This window comes from Candidatus Competibacter phosphatis, from assembly GCF_012939995.1.
Lineage (GTDB): Bacteria > Pseudomonadota > Gammaproteobacteria > Competibacterales > Competibacteraceae > Competibacter > Competibacter phosphatis.
The window spans coordinates 18398-33151 of sequence record NZ_SPMZ01000020.1 but is presented as its reverse complement, the minus strand read 5'-3'; the positions used below and the strand labels follow the sequence as shown (position 1 = coordinate 33151).

10 protein-coding genes are annotated in these 14754 nt (G+C 60.5%); 2 read left to right on the top strand and 8 right to left on the bottom strand.

Translation table 11 applies throughout. The features are described from left to right. From E4P82_RS07910 to E4P82_RS07875, 8 genes are all read right to left on the bottom strand, one after another. A partial coding sequence (locus E4P82_RS07910) for a hypothetical protein (protein WP_312914414.1) occupies positions 1-344 on the bottom strand: 344 nt, incomplete at its 3' end. Beyond that, positions 316-2769: a tetratricopeptide repeat protein gene (locus tag E4P82_RS07905; protein ID WP_169248380.1), complete on the bottom strand. Its 2454-nt coding sequence runs from the start codon at positions 2767-2769 to the stop codon at positions 316-318. The genes E4P82_RS07910 and E4P82_RS07905, both read right to left, overlap by 29 nt. A 432-nt stretch (positions 2770-3201) precedes the next feature. Next, a complete protein-coding gene (locus E4P82_RS07900; RefSeq protein ID WP_169248379.1) occupies positions 3202-5199 on the bottom strand; it encodes an acetoacetate--CoA ligase in 1998 nt (665 codons plus the stop codon). Between the two features lie 17 nt (positions 5200-5216). Next, the gene (locus E4P82_RS07895) at positions 5217-6164 is read right to left on the bottom strand and encodes a hydroxymethylglutaryl-CoA lyase (RefSeq protein ID WP_211203068.1); all 948 of its coding nucleotides are present in this window, start codon (positions 6162-6164) and stop codon (positions 5217-5219) included. After that, positions 6161-8164 (bottom strand): acetyl/propionyl/methylcrotonyl-CoA carboxylase subunit alpha, encoded by a 2004-nt coding sequence (locus E4P82_RS07890; RefSeq protein WP_169248378.1) that lies wholly within the window; start codon positions 8162-8164, stop codon positions 6161-6163. Before E4P82_RS07890 ends, E4P82_RS07895 begins: the two co-directional genes overlap by 4 nt. A 4-nt stretch (positions 8165-8168) precedes the next feature. After that, positions 8169-8987, bottom strand: coding sequence for an enoyl-CoA hydratase/isomerase family protein (locus E4P82_RS07885; protein WP_169248377.1), 819 nt, complete (start codon positions 8985-8987; stop codon positions 8169-8171). Between the two features lie 3 nt (positions 8988-8990). Continuing rightward, on the bottom strand, positions 8991-10598 hold the full coding sequence (locus tag E4P82_RS07880; protein WP_169248376.1) for a carboxyl transferase domain-containing protein: 1608 nt from the start codon (positions 10596-10598) through the stop codon (positions 8991-8993). Further along, a complete protein-coding gene (locus E4P82_RS07875) occupies positions 10598-11770 on the bottom strand; it encodes an isovaleryl-CoA dehydrogenase (protein WP_169248375.1) in 1173 nt (390 codons plus the stop codon). Before E4P82_RS07875 ends, E4P82_RS07880 begins: the two co-directional genes overlap by 1 nt. A gap of 193 nt (positions 11771-11963) precedes the next feature. Here E4P82_RS07875 and E4P82_RS07870 point away from each other — a divergent pair, with 193 nt between their 5' ends. Together E4P82_RS07870 and E4P82_RS07865 are read left to right on the top strand one after the other, a co-directional pair. Next, positions 11964-12578, top strand: a complete 615-nt coding sequence (locus E4P82_RS07870; RefSeq protein ID WP_169248374.1) for a TetR/AcrR family transcriptional regulator — start codon at positions 11964-11966, stop codon at positions 12576-12578. A gap of 208 nt (positions 12579-12786) precedes the next feature. Beyond that, positions 12787-14754: an AMP-dependent synthetase/ligase gene (locus E4P82_RS07865; protein WP_169248373.1), complete on the top strand. Its 1968-nt coding sequence runs from the start codon at positions 12787-12789 to the stop codon at positions 14752-14754.

The window sequence follows — 14754 nt, the reverse complement described above, 5'->3', positions numbered from 1 at the left end:
CCTGTTCTATTTCGAAAGGCTGAGATTCTTGCGAACCCACCGGTACTTCGAGATCCCGTCTGACCGCTTCCAGTCCCCCCAACTAATTGATTATTGAATCGAACATTGAGCCCCAAGCCATAGTTCTTGGAAAGCGTCATATAGGCATCATCGAAAAATTGATTAAATCCGGTGACTTGGGTTGGCTCAATGGTTTGTTCGATCAGAGGGGTCCGTTTGACCGTTTGAAACGCGGCTGCTCGTAGAGAAAGATAATCGTTGATCGTCCACTGAACTCCAAGCTTTGGATTCAACTCATTGCGGTTTAAGATTGGGTTATCGTCGGATTGATAGCTCAAACCCACAGTCCAGCTTAGATGTTCTGGCCATTTGATATTGGTGTAGCCGTAGGCGATTTTTTTGTTCGATTCGACCCAACGAGTTAAAACCAATGGTATCAACGTCAAGTGCATAGCCACCGAGGCCCACCATGAAATTAAAATCATCGGCTTTATGCAGCAGTTGGGCCTCCGCCTGATAGCCTTTAGCATTAAATTCGGCGGTATAATTTGTGTCTTTGTACTTTAAGGTGGAGTCTCGGTCCGTATAAATAACGGAAGCGATGATATCAGTTTGGGGTGATGGCGAATAATGCGCTCCCACGCGAGCCACGTTCTGATTAATTTCCCTGCGTTCAAAACGATGAAATGAACCATCAAAATTGGAGGCGAGATCCCCAGTAGTCGTTTCCCGATAACGATATTCAGCTTGAAGATTCAAATCTGAGGTGGCCGCAACTTGCGCAAATAGATTGTAGAGATTGTTTTTCAGATCATTATTTTCCCGGTAACCGTTGTTCTGATAGCTGAATTGGCCGAGGCTATAGGAAAAGCGATCCGCCAAGCCAGAAACAATGAATTCATCTCCCCAAGTGTTTTGATTGCCGCCTAGCCCCGAGAAAAACAGTGAAGGCCGATCCTGTACGAACAGTGGGTTGAATTCGTACAGGGAAGGTATGGGTGGCCCGCCGCTCGGAATCATTAGTCTGGTTTCCGCCACTCGCGGCGAAACCGGCGTGATATTGATGGGTTGCAACAACTGCGCTTGCAACAATTCACTCACGCGAGCGGCTTCCGCATTGGGCAATGCCACATAAGAATCCGCCAGCAGCCGGTGAGCCGAGTAGTTGCTTGGATCACGGTTGACCGATTGCCAGCCCTCCTGCAAGCCGAGTTCGGTAAAGCCGACTTCGTTATAAACGCGCCCTAAAGTTGCCGACCGAGCGGCCAGGTCTTCGTCCAGCAGCAACCGTGACCGATATACCCCTCGGTCGTCGTTCAGATCGATGGATTTTTGCAGGTTTTCCACCGCTGCAACGGGTTGATTGACGCTTTGCAGACGAATGGCGTCGTAATACCAGGGAGTCGGGTCGCGAGGATCGAGTTGTTTGGCCGCCTCCAGATATTTTTGCGCCGGCTGGTTCTGCTTATCCTCGTAAAACGCCTTGCCGAGATAGCTGTTGTAGAGCGAGACCTTCGGCTCCAACAGTGCTGCCTTGCGCATCGCCTCGATGGCTTTATCGGTCTGGTTGTGCCGGAACAGCACCAGTCCCAAACCAAGTTGCGGCAATCCCAGGGTCGAGTCTTGGGCGATGGCCACCTGGAATGCCTCGCGGGCCTCGTTCACCCGGTTGCGCGCCAGTTGCAGAAACCCCCAAACGGTGTTGACCATGGCGTCGTCCGGCGCTCGTTGCCGTGCCCGTTCCGCCACTTTTACGGCTTCCCGCAGCCGGCCCATGCCAAACAGCAGGCTGCTTTCCTGAATCAAGGCACGGGCATTGTAGGGATCGAGCGCCACCGCTTTGCGGGCCGCCTCCAGCGCGGCCTCCAGGTCGAATTCGGCCTGTCGGACCAGACTCAGACTGAGATAGGCCGTGGACGAAGACGGATCGGCGGCGATCGCTCGTTCCGCGTCGGCCAATGCCAGCGTTTTGTGGTTTTGCACCAGATCGATATTGGAACGCAGGCTGTAGGCCAGCGCGTCGTTGGGATCGAGGGTCAGCGCGCGATCGATGGCTTGTCGGGCGGCAACGACTTGGCCTCGCAGCAGATGGTTCTGCGCGGCCTGGACCCAATAGAGGGAGGATCGCGGGTCGTCCCAACGCGGGTCGCGTTGCGTTGCGGTACCGATGACGTTCGGATAGTAGAGCGACCATTGCACCGCATCGAGCGGATTGAGCAACACCGTCTTGCGCGGCGCTTCGCCCACCTTGGCGCTGGCCTGTTCGTTGGCCGCCACCAACACGCTGCCTTGCGGGTTGCTGAACTCGACCAGTCCGTCGAGCACGGCCAGTCGGGCCGCGTCGGCGGGGCCGACCGCCAGATTGAACTCGGTGCCGCGAATGGTGGCGGTAGCCGGCACGGTTTGAATCTCCAGCAACTGATTATTGTCGCGGACCCAGATTTCGCCGCTCAGCAGGCGCAGGGCGTTTTGCAGGAGGCCGTTCGAGACGGGAACGATTGTTCGAGCCTGCTTGAGTTCCAATTGGCTGTTGCCGTTGAGCTTGATCTGCGCGCCGTTCGCCAACAGAACCGCGGCGCGGCTGCCTTCGCCGGTTCGCAGCACCTCGCCGGCTGCCAGCGACTCCCCCGTGCCGATGGGTTGCCAGCGTCCTTGGCGCAGCACTTCGGCGATTCCCACCACGCTGACGATTTCACCCACTTCCTGAGCCAAGGCTGGGTGAAACGGCAGCAGTAATGCGACGACCAACAGCCAATAAAGCCGATTCAATAGATTCGACTGATGACACCGACTTGGTTTGTTACGTCGGTTTTGCCATTCCGAAGGGGCGGTTACAGCACAAAATTTGCTCATTAATATTTCTTGAGTCTGCTCTGTGGTTATGCGTGGGCAAAGCTGTCGATGCTCGACTAAGGACCGCTTTTATAATAATCACATGATGTTAGAAGAAATTCCACTCTGTAGTTAAGTGATATACATTGCGTTGAGGTCTATTGGATAAAGTGATCCGTTTAAGAATCATCTGTATCTAAAAGAGTGGCGTGAAGTGAAGTCCAGGGCAGCTTGAATCGACGATTCCACAAGCTGGATAGAGACGCCATCTACGGGTTGATGGCAGTGATCGGTGGGTTCGACACCGCCACGATTACGAGCAGGTCTCCCGCTCCGACGACGGGATGACGCAGAGCAGGAGGAAGGTGCCTACTCCCGAAGTTCGCTCCGGTCGGCGAATGACGCAAGCGCTTCCGGATTGGCCAGCGCTTCAATATTCCTGACCGGCTGACCATGCACGACATTGCGGACGGCCAATTCGACGATCTTGCCGCTTCGGGTACGAGGGATGTCGGCCACTTGCAGCACCTTGGCGGGAACATGGCGCGGTGTGGCGCCTTCGCGAATCGTCCGCTTGATCCGGGCGACCAAGGTGCCGTCAAGATCGACGCCCTCCTGAAGCTTCACGAACAGTACCAGCCGGACATCCGCTTCCCAGTCCTGTCCGATGACCAGGGATTCGGCCACCTCGGGTAGTTTTTCCACCTGCCGGTAAATCTCGGCGGTGCCGATGCGCACACCACCCGGATTGAGCGTGGCATCCGAGCGGCCATGGATGATCAGCCCGTCGTGTCCGGTGATTTCGCAGAAATCGCCGTGATGCCAGACACCGGGGAAGCGTTCGAAATAGGCGGCCTGGTATTTTTTCCCGTGAGGGTCGTTCCAGAAACCGATGGGCATGCAGGGAAACGGGCGGGTGCAGACCAGCTCGCCTTTCCGTTTCCGGACGGATTGGCCCTGATCGTCCCACACCTCGACCGCCAGCCCCAATCCTTTGCATTGAATCTCGCCGCGCCAGACCGGCAGCGTGGGATTGCCCAGTACGAAACAGGAGACGATGTCGGTGCCGCCGGAGATGGAGGCCAATTGCACATCCGGTTTGATGTCCGCATAGACTGAATCGAAGCGTTCGGGGACTAGCGGGCTGCCGGTCGACAGGATGGCCCGGAGCGGACTCAGGTCGTAATCCCGCCGGGGCTTGAGGCCGGTCTTGGCCAGGGCATCAAGGTACTTGGCCGAAGTGCCGAAGTGGCTCATGCGCTCGGCCTGGGCGTAGTTCCAGAGAATCCGGCCGCGTGCGACGAAGGGGCTACCATCGTACAGCAGCAGCGTCGCGCCCGATGCTAGACCGGACGCCAGCCAGTTCCACATCATCCAGCCGCAGGTGGTGAAGTAGAAAAAGCGGTCTTCTTCCCGCAGATCGCTATGTAGCTGATGTTCCTTAAGATGCTGCAACAAGGTTCCCCCGGCACCATGGACGATGCACTTGGGGATGCCGGTCGTCCCCGACGAATACATGATGTAAAGCGGGTGCTCGAAAGGCAGCGGCGCGAACTCGATGGCGGTCGCCGCTGCGTGGGGTGCGATAAAGCGAGCGAAGGAAACGCCTTTGGGCAGATTGGCCGCGAGCGCGTCCGTGTCGTCGTCCAGGTAGGGAACCAGGATCAAGCGCTGGACACTGGGCAATTGCGGCATCAGTTCGGCCAGCTTGGACTGAAGATCGATCGCCTTGCCATTGTACCAGTAGCCATCGCAGGTGATCAGCACCTTGGGTTCGGTCTGGCCGAAACGGTCGAGGACCCCCTGGACGCCAAAATCCGGCGAGGCGCTGGTGAAGACCGCGCCAATGCTGACGGTGGCGAGCATGGCGACGATCGTTTCGGGCAAGTTGGGCAGATAGGCGGCGACGCGGTCACCGGCACCGATGCCCGTTTCCTTCAGCGCCGCCGCGAATTGAGCGACCTGCCGACGCAATTCGAGCCGCGACAGCCTGCGCTTGACCCGGTCTTCGCCCCAGAATACCAAGGCTTCGGGGTTATCACAGTCCCGCAGCAGGTTCTCGGCAAAATTGAGTCGGGCGTCCGGGAACCAGTGGGCACCGGGCATCCGCTGGGGATCGATCAGAACCCGCTCGCCACGTTCGCCGCGCACGCCGCAGAAGTTCCAGACTGCCGGCCAGAATTGCTCGGGGGCGTCAATCGACCAGGCGTGCAAATCGGCATACGATGCCAGCGCCCGCCCGGAAACCTGTCGGGCATACGCGGTAAAAGCAGCCATGCGGGTGGCGGTGGCGCGCACTGGATCGGGTGTCCACAGCGGCCGATCGAAGGTCGGTACGGTGTCATCGTCATGCGAGCGATCGTTCATCGAGTGCTCTCCATCGATCAGGAGGGTTCGGTGGCCGGGGTTGTCCGGCCGATTCTTGCCCGCGCGACTTTCGATGCCGGCGAACGTCCCAGCGCCGCGCTGATCCAGGCCGAACAATCGATAAGCGCGTCGAGATCGATGCCGGTTGCGATTCCCAAGCCGTTCAGCAGATACACGACATCTTCGGTGGCGACGTTGCCGGAAGCGCCCTTGGCGTAGGGGCAGCCGCCCAGCCCGGCCACCGAGGCGTCGAACACGGTCACGCCACATTGCAGTGAAGCGTAAATATTGGCGATGGCCATGCCATAGGTGTCGTGGTAGTGGCCGGCGATGCGGTCGATGGGGATGCGGGCGCCGACGGTCTCGATCAGACGCTTGGCGGCTTCCGGTGTCCCCACGCCGATGGTGTCGCCCAAACTAATTTCGTGGCATCCCATGTCGAATAGAGTGTCGGCCACCTGGGCGACCGCCGCTGGCTGGACAGGCCCTTCGTAGGGGCAGCCGAGCACGCAGGACACGTAGCCGCGTACCTGGACGCCGGCTTGTTCCGCCGCCGCCAGTAGCGGTTCGAAACGCTTCAGTGAGTCGGCGATGGAACAGTTGATGTTTTTTTGCGAGAAAGACTCGGACGCCGCGCCGAACACGGCCACTTCCCGCGCTCCCGCCGCCAAGGCCGCTTCGAGACCTTTCAGGTTGGGCGTCAGCACTGGGTACGCAACGCCGGGTAAGCGCTCAATGGTACGCATGACCACAGCGTTGTCGGCCATCTGCGGTACCCACTTGGGTGAAACGAAGGAGGTCGCCTCGATGGCCTTCAGTCCGGCTTTCCCCAGCCGGGCGATCAGCTCCACCTTGGTCGCGGTGGCGATCGCCGTCGCCTCGTTTTGCAAGCCATCGCGGGGACCCACTTCGACGATTTTGACGGTCTTGGGTAGCAAGGTTGACTCCAGGCCCATGAATGTCATGTCTGCTCGGGTTCGAACTCGACCAGTTCAGCGCCATCGCTTACCGGGTCGCCGACCGCGAAGTGGAAGGACTTGACCGTTCCCCTACTTGGAGCCGCGATGGTGTGCTCCATCTTCATGGCCTCCAGAATCAGCAGTGGAGCGCCTTTTTCCACCTTCGCGCCCACCGCCGCGAGCAGTGCGATCACATTGCCCGGCATGGGGGCCAGCAAGCCACCCTCCGGGCCGCCGCCCTCGCCGCCGTAATACAGGGGATCGATTCGCGCCAAACGCCAGGCGTGGCCATGGAGAAAGACATGCCGCTTTTCCCCGGCGACCACTACCGTGGCGTTGATTCGCGAACCGCCCAACTCCGCCCACAGGCTATCGTTTGGCCGGAGTTCACCCCGAACCAGTGTTTCCTGACCGTCGAGTTCCAGCGCGTAGCCCTGCTCGGCATAGCGCACGCCCACGGTTTTCTCCGATTCGCCGGCGCGAAACAGCAGTCGGCGTTCGGCGCGGGAATTGAGCCGCCAGCCATCGCGTCGGTGCCAGGGCGAAAGCGGATCGGTATGCCGGGCGGCTTCGGCGCTCGCCCGCGCCTCCTCGCGCAACAAGGTGGCGAGCGCGGCGACCAGCAAAACGTCGCGGGGAATGGGCGAATCGGTGGCAAACAGGAATTCGCGCTCGCGTTCGATCAGATCGGTATCGAGGTCGGCTTGGGCGAAAGCGGGAGAGGCCACCAGACGCGACAGGAAATCGATGTTGTTGGCGACGCCCACGATGCGGTATTGGGCCAGCGCGCGCAGCATGCGAGCCAGCGCCTGTTCTCGATTCGTGTCCCACACGATGAGCTTAGCGATCATCGGGTCGTAGAAGGGACCGATCTCATCGTTTTCCTCGACGCCGGTGTCGACCCGGACGTGCAGGTTCTCTTCCGGCGGCGCGAGGTGTAGCAGCTTGCCGGTGGAGGGCAGAAAACCCTTGGCGGGATCTTCGGCGTAAATCCGGGCTTCCAGCGCGTGCCCGTGGATCTGGATCTGTTCCTGTGTTAGTGGCAGCGGTTCGCCGCACGCCACGCGCAATTGCCACTCCACCAGATCCAGACCGCTGATCATCTCGGTGACGGGATGCTCGACCTGAAGCCGCGTATTCATCTCCATGAAATAGAAAGCACCATCCGGGCTGACGATGAATTCCACCGTGCCGGCGCCGACATAGCCAACCACCTGTGCGGCCTTTACCGCCGCATGACTCATCGCGGCGCGGCGTTCGGGCGTCATGCCAGGTGCCGGCGCTTCTTCGAGCACCTTCTGATGGCGGCGCTGCACCGAGCAATCCCGTTCGAACAGCGAGACGACGTTACCGTGGACATCGCCAAACACCTGGATCTCGATGTGACGCGGATGCATCAGGTATTTTTCGACCAGCACGCATTCGTCGCCGAAAGCGGCGGCGGCCTCTCGCCGGCAGGAAGCGAGCGCCGCTTCGAAATCCTCGGATCTTGCCACCAAGCGCATGCCTTTGCCGCCGCCGCCGGCGCTGGCCTTGATCAGCACCGGGTAACCGATCCGCTTGGCCTGCTCGCGCAGAAAGGCCGGTTCCTGGTTGTCCCCGTGATAACCCGGTGTAAGGGGGATGCTCGCTTGCGCCATCAGCGCCTTGGCGATGTTCTTGGAGCCCATCGCGCGGATTGCCTCGACCGGCGGACCGATGAACACGAGGTCGCTGGCGGCGCAGGCTGCGGCGAACTCCGGGTTCTCCGACAGAAAGCCGCTGCCCGGATGAATGGCTTGTGCCCCGGTTTGCCGGGCAGCGGTAATGATCTTGTCCATCGCCAAATAACTGTCGCGAGCCACCGCCGGGCCGATCAGCACCGCCTCGTTGGCTAGCCGCACATGCCGGGCATTCGCGTCCGCTTCGGAATACACCGCCACCGTGTCGATTCCCAGGCGACGGGTGGTCTTGATGACGCGGCAGGCGATTTCACCTCGGTTAGCGATCAGGATTTTCTGGAACATCGGCCTAGTTCTCCGCCCCGTTGGGTGAAACCTCGGCGATGGCGTCGATCCAGGCCGGTCGCCGCTTTTCCAGGAACGCCGCCAGCCCTTCCCGAGCTTCCGCCGTGGCACGCAGCGCGGCGATGCGATGGGCGGTGTCTTCCATCAACTCGTCGCTGATCGCCTGACCGGCCACGGCCCTGATCAGCGCTTTCGCCGCCGCCTGGGCCTGGGGACCACCCAGTAGCAGGGTGTCGGTCAATTGTTGGACTTTGCTATCCAGATCTTCGGGTGCTGCCAGTTCATGGACCAGGCCGATCTCCCAGGCGCGTTGGGTGTCCATGCGCTCCGCCGTCTGGAAATAACGAGATGCCTGGCGCGCGCCGATGGCGCGGATCACGTAGGGGGCGATGGTGGCGGGAATGATGCCGAAGCGGACCTCCGAGGTGGCGAACACCGCGCCGGTGGCGGCCACGCACAGATCGCAGGCCGCCGCCAGGCCCAGGCCGCCGCCGAGAGCCGCGCCATGTACTCGGGCGATGGTCGGCTTGCGCAGTTCGGCGAGGGTGCGCAGCATGGTCGCCAGCCGGCGGGCGTCTTCGATGTTGTCCGCGACCGACGCCTGACCGGCTGTTTTCATCCAATTCAGATCGGCGCCGGCGGAGAAGCTTTTGCCGCGACCCGCCAGAATCACCACCCGCACCGTGTCGTCGGCGTCGAGTGCGTGGCAGGCGGCGGTAAGATCGGCGATCAGTTGGGGATTGAAGGCGTTGTGCAGCTCGGGGCGGTTCATCCACAGGGTGGCGACCGGTCCGGCATATTGGATTTCAAGCGTGGGGTGCATGAATCACATCCTGAACAGGCCGAATCGGGTCGGTGGAATGGGCGCGTTGAGGGCGGCCGACAGCGATAGTCCGATGATGCGTCGGGTCTGGGCGGGGTCCACCACACCGTCATCCCATAGCCGGGCCGTGGCGTAGTAGGGATGGCCCTGAGCCTCGTAGCGTTCACGAATCGGCGTCTTGAACGCATCCTCTTCCTCTTGGCTCCAGGCGCCGCCGCTGGCCTCGATGCCATCTCGGCGCACGGTCGCCAACACACTGGCCGCCTGTTCGCCGCCCATCACCGAAATCCGGCTGTTGGGCCACATCCACAGGAAGCGGGGCGAGTAGGCGCGTCCGCACATACCGTAGTTGCCGGCGCCGAAGCTGCCGCCGATCAGCACGGTGATCTTGGGGACCTGCACGGTGGAGACGGCAGTGACCATCTTGGCGCCGTCCTTGGCGATGCCGCCGTTTTCGTATTTGCGACCCACCATGAAACCGGTGATGTTTTGCAGAAACAGCAGCGGAATACCGCGCTGCCCGCACAGTTCGATGAAGTGCGCGCCTTTCTGGGCGGATTCCCCGAACAGGATGCCGTTGTTGGCGACAACGCCCACCGGATAACCGCAAAGCTGGGCGAAGCCGGTGACCAGCGTGATGCCGTACCGGGCCTTGAATTCGTCGAAACGCGATCCGTCCACTAGCCGGGCGATGACTTCCCGCACGTCGTAAGGCTTGCGGGTATCGGTCGGCGGGATGCCGTAGATTTCCTCCGGGTCGTAAATCGGTTCCTCGCCGCTCCCCAGCGCCAAGCTGACCGGTTTGATCCGGTTGAGGTTGGCGAGAATCCGCCGGGCGATGTAGAGCGCGTGCGCGTCGTTTTCGGCTAGGTGGTCGGCGACCCCGGAGATGCGGGTATGCACGTCGCCGCCACCCAGATCCTCGACCGTCACCACCTCGCCGGTGGCGGCCTTCACCAGCGGCGGTCCGCCCAGGAAGATGGTGCCCTGGTTCCTGACGATGACCGTTTCATCGGACATGGCCGGCACGTAAGCGCCACCGGCGGTGCAGGACCCCATGACCACGGCGATCTGCGGGATGCCCTTGGCGGACATATTGGCTTGGTTGAAGAAAATGCGGCCAAAGTGGTCCCGGTCGGGAAAAACCTCATCCTGTTTCGGCAGAAACGCGCCGCCCGAGTCCACCAGATAGATGCAAGGCAGGTGGTTCTGCTCGGCGATTTCCTGGGCGCGCAGGTGCTTTTTCACGGTCAGCGGATAATAGGTGCCGCCCTTCACCGTGGCGTCGTTGGCGACGATCATGCATTCGCTGCCCTGCACCCGGCCAATGCCGGTAATCATGCCCGCCGCCGGCGCTTCGTTGTCGTAGAGGCCGTAGGCCGCCAGTTGGCCGATTTCAAGAAAGGGCGTACCGGGATCGAGCAAGTGATTCACCCGCTCCCGGGGTAGCAGCTTGCCGCGGGAGACGTGTTTCTGACGGGCCGCTTCGTTGCCGCCCAACGCTACTTGGGAGATCTTGTCGCGCAAATCGGCGACCAGGGTTCGCATGGCCGCCGCGTTGGCCTGAAACTCGGCTGAACGAGGGTTGATCCGAGATTTGATGACGCTCATCAGGCGTTCTCGGCAAACAGTTCCCGGCCGATGAGCATCCGGCGGATTTCCGAGGTGCCGGCGCCGATCTCGTAGAGCTTGGCGTCCCGCCACAGGCGGCCGACGGGATATTCGTTGATGTAGCCGTTGCCGCCGAGGGCCTGAATCGCCTCTCCAGCCATCCAGGTGGCCTTTTCCGAGGCATGGAGAATGGCGCCGGCGGCATCCTTGCGCAGGATACGGGCATGGTCGGCCCGGTCGCAGGACTGGCCCACAGCGTAGACATAGGCACGGCAGGCTTGCCAGGTGGTGTACATGTCGGCCAGCTTACCTTGCATGAGCTGGAATTCGCCGATGGGCGTATCGAATTGCCGGCGGTCGTGCAGGTAGGGGATCACCACGTCCATGCAGGCGGCCATGATGCCCAGCGACCCGCCGGCCAGCACGGCGCGTTCGTAATCGAGGCCGGACATGAGCACCTTGACGCCGTTACCCACGCCGCCCAGCACGTTCTCTTCCGGCACCTCGCAATCATCGAAGAACAGCGGATAGGTGTTGGAGCCCCGCATTCCTAGCTTGTCCAGGTGAGTGCCGTGACTAAAGCCCGTGAACCCCTTTTCCACGATAAAAGCGGTGATGCCGCGAGGACCGGCGTTCAGGTCGGTCTTGGCGTAGATCACCAGGGTATCGGCGTCGCCGCCGTTGGTGATCCACATTTTGCCGCCGTTCAGGACGTAGCGGTCGCCTTTCTTGTCGGCGCGCAGTTTCATGCTCACCACGTCGGAGCCAGCATTGGCTTCGGACATGGCCAGTGCCCCAACATGCTCGCCGGAAACGAGCTGGGGCAGATAGCGGGCTTTCTGTTCGGCGCTGCCGTTGCGGTGGATCTGATTCACGCACAGGTTGGAGTGGGCGCCGTAGGACAAGCCGACGGCGGCGGAGGCCCGAGACAGTTCCTCCATGACGACGATATGGGCGAGGTAGCCCATGTTGACGCCGCCGTATTGCTCGTCGACGGTCATGCCGATCAATCCCAGATCGCCGAACTGGGTCCACAAATCGGCGGGAAACCGATTGTCGCGATCGATTTGAGCGGCCCTGGGAGCGATTTCCTTCCTGGCGAAGGCGCTCACCGTATCGCGCAGCATGTCGATGGTCTCGCCCAGATTGAAATTCAGGCTATGGAATGACATATCGTCTCCTGATTGCTTTCAAGACCCGCTGGCGTCGTTGCGCCCTCAGTACCTGGTTTTCGGTTGGCGACCCAGGCATCCAAGCCCGCCTTTCGCGGTCGCGACCATGAAAATTTAGCGCTCGCCAGGGTATGGTACTTCCCTTTTTCAAAAAAATGAATTCAAATTCAAAAAATGAGGTTAGAATCATCTTATGGCTTACCGACGCTCGCCCCTGATGGAGGAAAGACTTGCCAACAACCGGGATCGGATCCTCGTGGCAACGCGCAAACTGGTTTCCGAAGGAGGATTTCGGGAAGCCCAGATTGCGGCGGTCGCGGCGGTCGCCGGCGTTTCCACAGGGATGATCTACCGCTATTTCCCATCCAAGACCGAATTGTTCGTGGAAGTCCTGGGCGCCGCAGTCGGGCAGGAAATCGACATTCTGACCGCAATCGCCATGGGTTCCGGGTCGGCTGGCGAGCGATTGGGAAGCGCGGTGACTTGTTTCGTTCGGCGTGCCCTGACCGGGCCTAATCTGGCTTACGCCTTTATCGCCGAGCCCGTCGATCCCGAAGTCGACACGGCGCGTATCCGATACCGGAAAAATTTTGGAGATGTGTTCAAAGCCATCCTGATCGATGGCATCGAGAAAGGCGAATTACCCGACCAGGACCCCGAGGCAAGCGCGGCTTGTATCGTGGGCGCTTTTACCGAGGCGCTGGTGGGTCCCATTGGGCCAACGACGAGAAATACTCGCGATAAGGAACGTTTGGTCGAATCCATTCGGACTTTCTGTTTGCGAGCGGTCGGCGGCATTTCGAAATAGGAGGTGCAAATCTGCAATATTGTGGGACGAATATAATGGGCTTCCCGCACTTCCATGGTATGTGGGCTAAGCTTATTTAAATTTTAAAGTCGGAGTGGCTGTTTTTACTCGTCGCACCGGCTAAATAAAACAACAAAGCAAATATACAGAGAACCATCATTAGACCGAGTCCGGCTCTTGGAAGCCGAGAATCGGCTGGAGGAGAGCGATGTCTTTTGGAGCGCCTACCGGGACACCGGAGGGGTTAGGGACCTTTCCGCGCCTGCTTTTCCATCATGCCCAAACGCGGGGCGACGCGCCGGCGATCCGCGAGAAAGATCTCGGTATCTGGCAGACCTGGACCTGGTCCGATGTCGCCGAACGAGTGCGCGCCCTGGCCAGTGGCTTGGCGGCCCTCGGTTTCAAGCGTGGCGACAATCTAGCCATCATCGGCGACAACCGACCCCATCTCTACATGATGATGAGCGCCGCCCAATGCCTCGGTGGCGTTCCGGTGCCGTTTTATCAGGATGCGGTGGCGGATGAAATGCTATTCGTCCTCAAGGATGCAGCCATCCGCTTTGCCGCGGTCGAGGACCAGGAGCAGGTGGATAAGCTACTGGACGTCATGGATCGAGTGCCGCTGTTGGAGCATATCGTCTACGACGATCCGCGAGGCATGCGTCATTACAATCAACCTTTCCTCCACGACATCCATGCCTTGATGGAGATGGGGCGGATTCACAACCGCAACCATCCGGATTTCCTCGACGCCGAGGTGGCCCAAGGACGGACCGACGATGTTTCGGTCATGCTCTATACCTCCGGCACCACCGGCATGCCCAAGGGTGTTTGCCAGACGCATTCCGCCTTCATCGCTTCCGCCCAGGGTGGCAGGCAGATCGACCAATTGGAAGCTACTGGCGACATTCTGTCCTATCTGCCCATGGCCTGGGTCGGCGACCATCTGTTCTCTTTCGCCCAGGCGCTGGTGGTGGGTTTTACCATCAACTGCCCCGAATCCGGCGATACGGTGATGACCGATCTGCGCGAAATCGGCCCGACCTATTACTTTGCGCCGCCCAGGGTGTTCGAAAGCCTGCTGACCTCGGTCATGATCCGCATGGAGGATGCCGGCGTCATCAAACGCAGGATGTTCCACTATTTTCTGGGCGTGGCGAAACGTTGCGGTAGCGCCATCCTCGACGGCAAACCGGTCGGTCTGGGCGATCGGCTGCTCTATGGATTGGGAACCCTGCTGGTCTACGGCCCCCTGCGCAATGTCCTGGGCCTGAGCCGCATCCGCGTCGCCTACACCGCCGGGGCCGCCATCGGGCCGGAACTGTTCAGCTTCTACCGCTCCATCGGCATCAACCTCAAGCAGCTTTATGGCCAAACCGAAACCTGCGCCTACGTTTGCCTGCAACCGGACGGTCAGGTCAAGCCCAGTAGCGTGGGCGCGCCGGCGCCGGGCGTGGAAATCAAGATCGCCGACAACGGCGAGGTGCTGGTGAAAGGTCCCATGCTGCTCAAGGGCTATTACCAGCGGCCCGACGCCACCGCCGAATCGATCGATGCCGATGGTTACTTCATGACCGGCGACGCCGGTTTCATCGACGCCGATGGCCATTTGAACATCATCGACCGCGCCAAGGATGTGGGTAAGTTGGCCAACGGCGCCATGTTCGCCCCGAACTACATCGAAAACAAACTCAAGTTCTTTCAGTACATCAAGGAAGTGGTTTGTTTCGGTCACGAGCGGGACCGGGTTTGCGCGTTCGTCAACATCGACGTGGGGGCGGTCGGCAACTGGGCCGAGCGGCGCGGTATCGCCTATTCCGGCTACACCGACCTGACCGGCAAGCCGCCGGTCCATGAACTGATCAAGACTTGCGTCGACGAGGTCAACGCCACCTTGGCCCAAGACGCCATGGTGGCCGAATCGCAGATTCATCGCTTCCTCATCCTGCACAAGGAACTCGATCCCGACGACGACGAGCTGACCCGGACCCGCAAGGTGCGGCGCAACTTTGTCGCGAAGAAATACCAGGTGCTGATCGATGCTCTCTACGGTGGTCAAGCCACCCAATTCATCGAAACCGAGGTCAAGTTCGAGGATGGCCGGCGCGGCAAGGTGTCCGCCGATCTCAGGATCATCGACGCCGAGACCTTCCCCGTGGCCAAGCAGGCGGCATAG

What these genes read in the sequence shown, in the direction of transcription:
- E4P82_RS07900 (WP_169248379.1), bottom strand. Translation starts at nt 5,199, where the DNA reads ATGAACGATCGCTCGCATGACGATGACACCGTACCGACCTTCGATCGG.
- E4P82_RS07895 (WP_211203068.1), bottom strand. Translation starts at nt 6,164, where the DNA reads ATGACATTCATGGGCCTGGAGTCAACCTTGCTACCCAAGACCGTCAAA.
- E4P82_RS07890 (WP_169248378.1), bottom strand. Translation starts at nt 8,164, where the DNA reads ATGTTCCAGAAAATCCTGATCGCTAACCGAGGTGAAATCGCCTGCCGC.
- E4P82_RS07885 (WP_169248377.1), bottom strand. Translation starts at nt 8,987, where the DNA reads ATGCACCCCACGCTTGAAATCCAATATGCCGGACCGGTCGCCACCCTG.
- E4P82_RS07880 (WP_169248376.1), bottom strand. Translation starts at nt 10,598, where the DNA reads ATGAGCGTCATCAAATCTCGGATCAACCCTCGTTCAGCCGAGTTTCAG.
- E4P82_RS07875 (WP_169248375.1), bottom strand. Translation starts at nt 11,770, where the DNA reads ATGTCATTCCATAGCCTGAATTTCAATCTGGGCGAGACCATCGACATG.
- E4P82_RS07870 (WP_169248374.1), top strand. Translation starts at nt 11,964, where the DNA reads ATGGCTTACCGACGCTCGCCCCTGATGGAGGAAAGACTTGCCAACAAC.
- E4P82_RS07865 (WP_169248373.1), top strand. Translation starts at nt 12,787, where the DNA reads ATGTCTTTTGGAGCGCCTACCGGGACACCGGAGGGGTTAGGGACCTTT.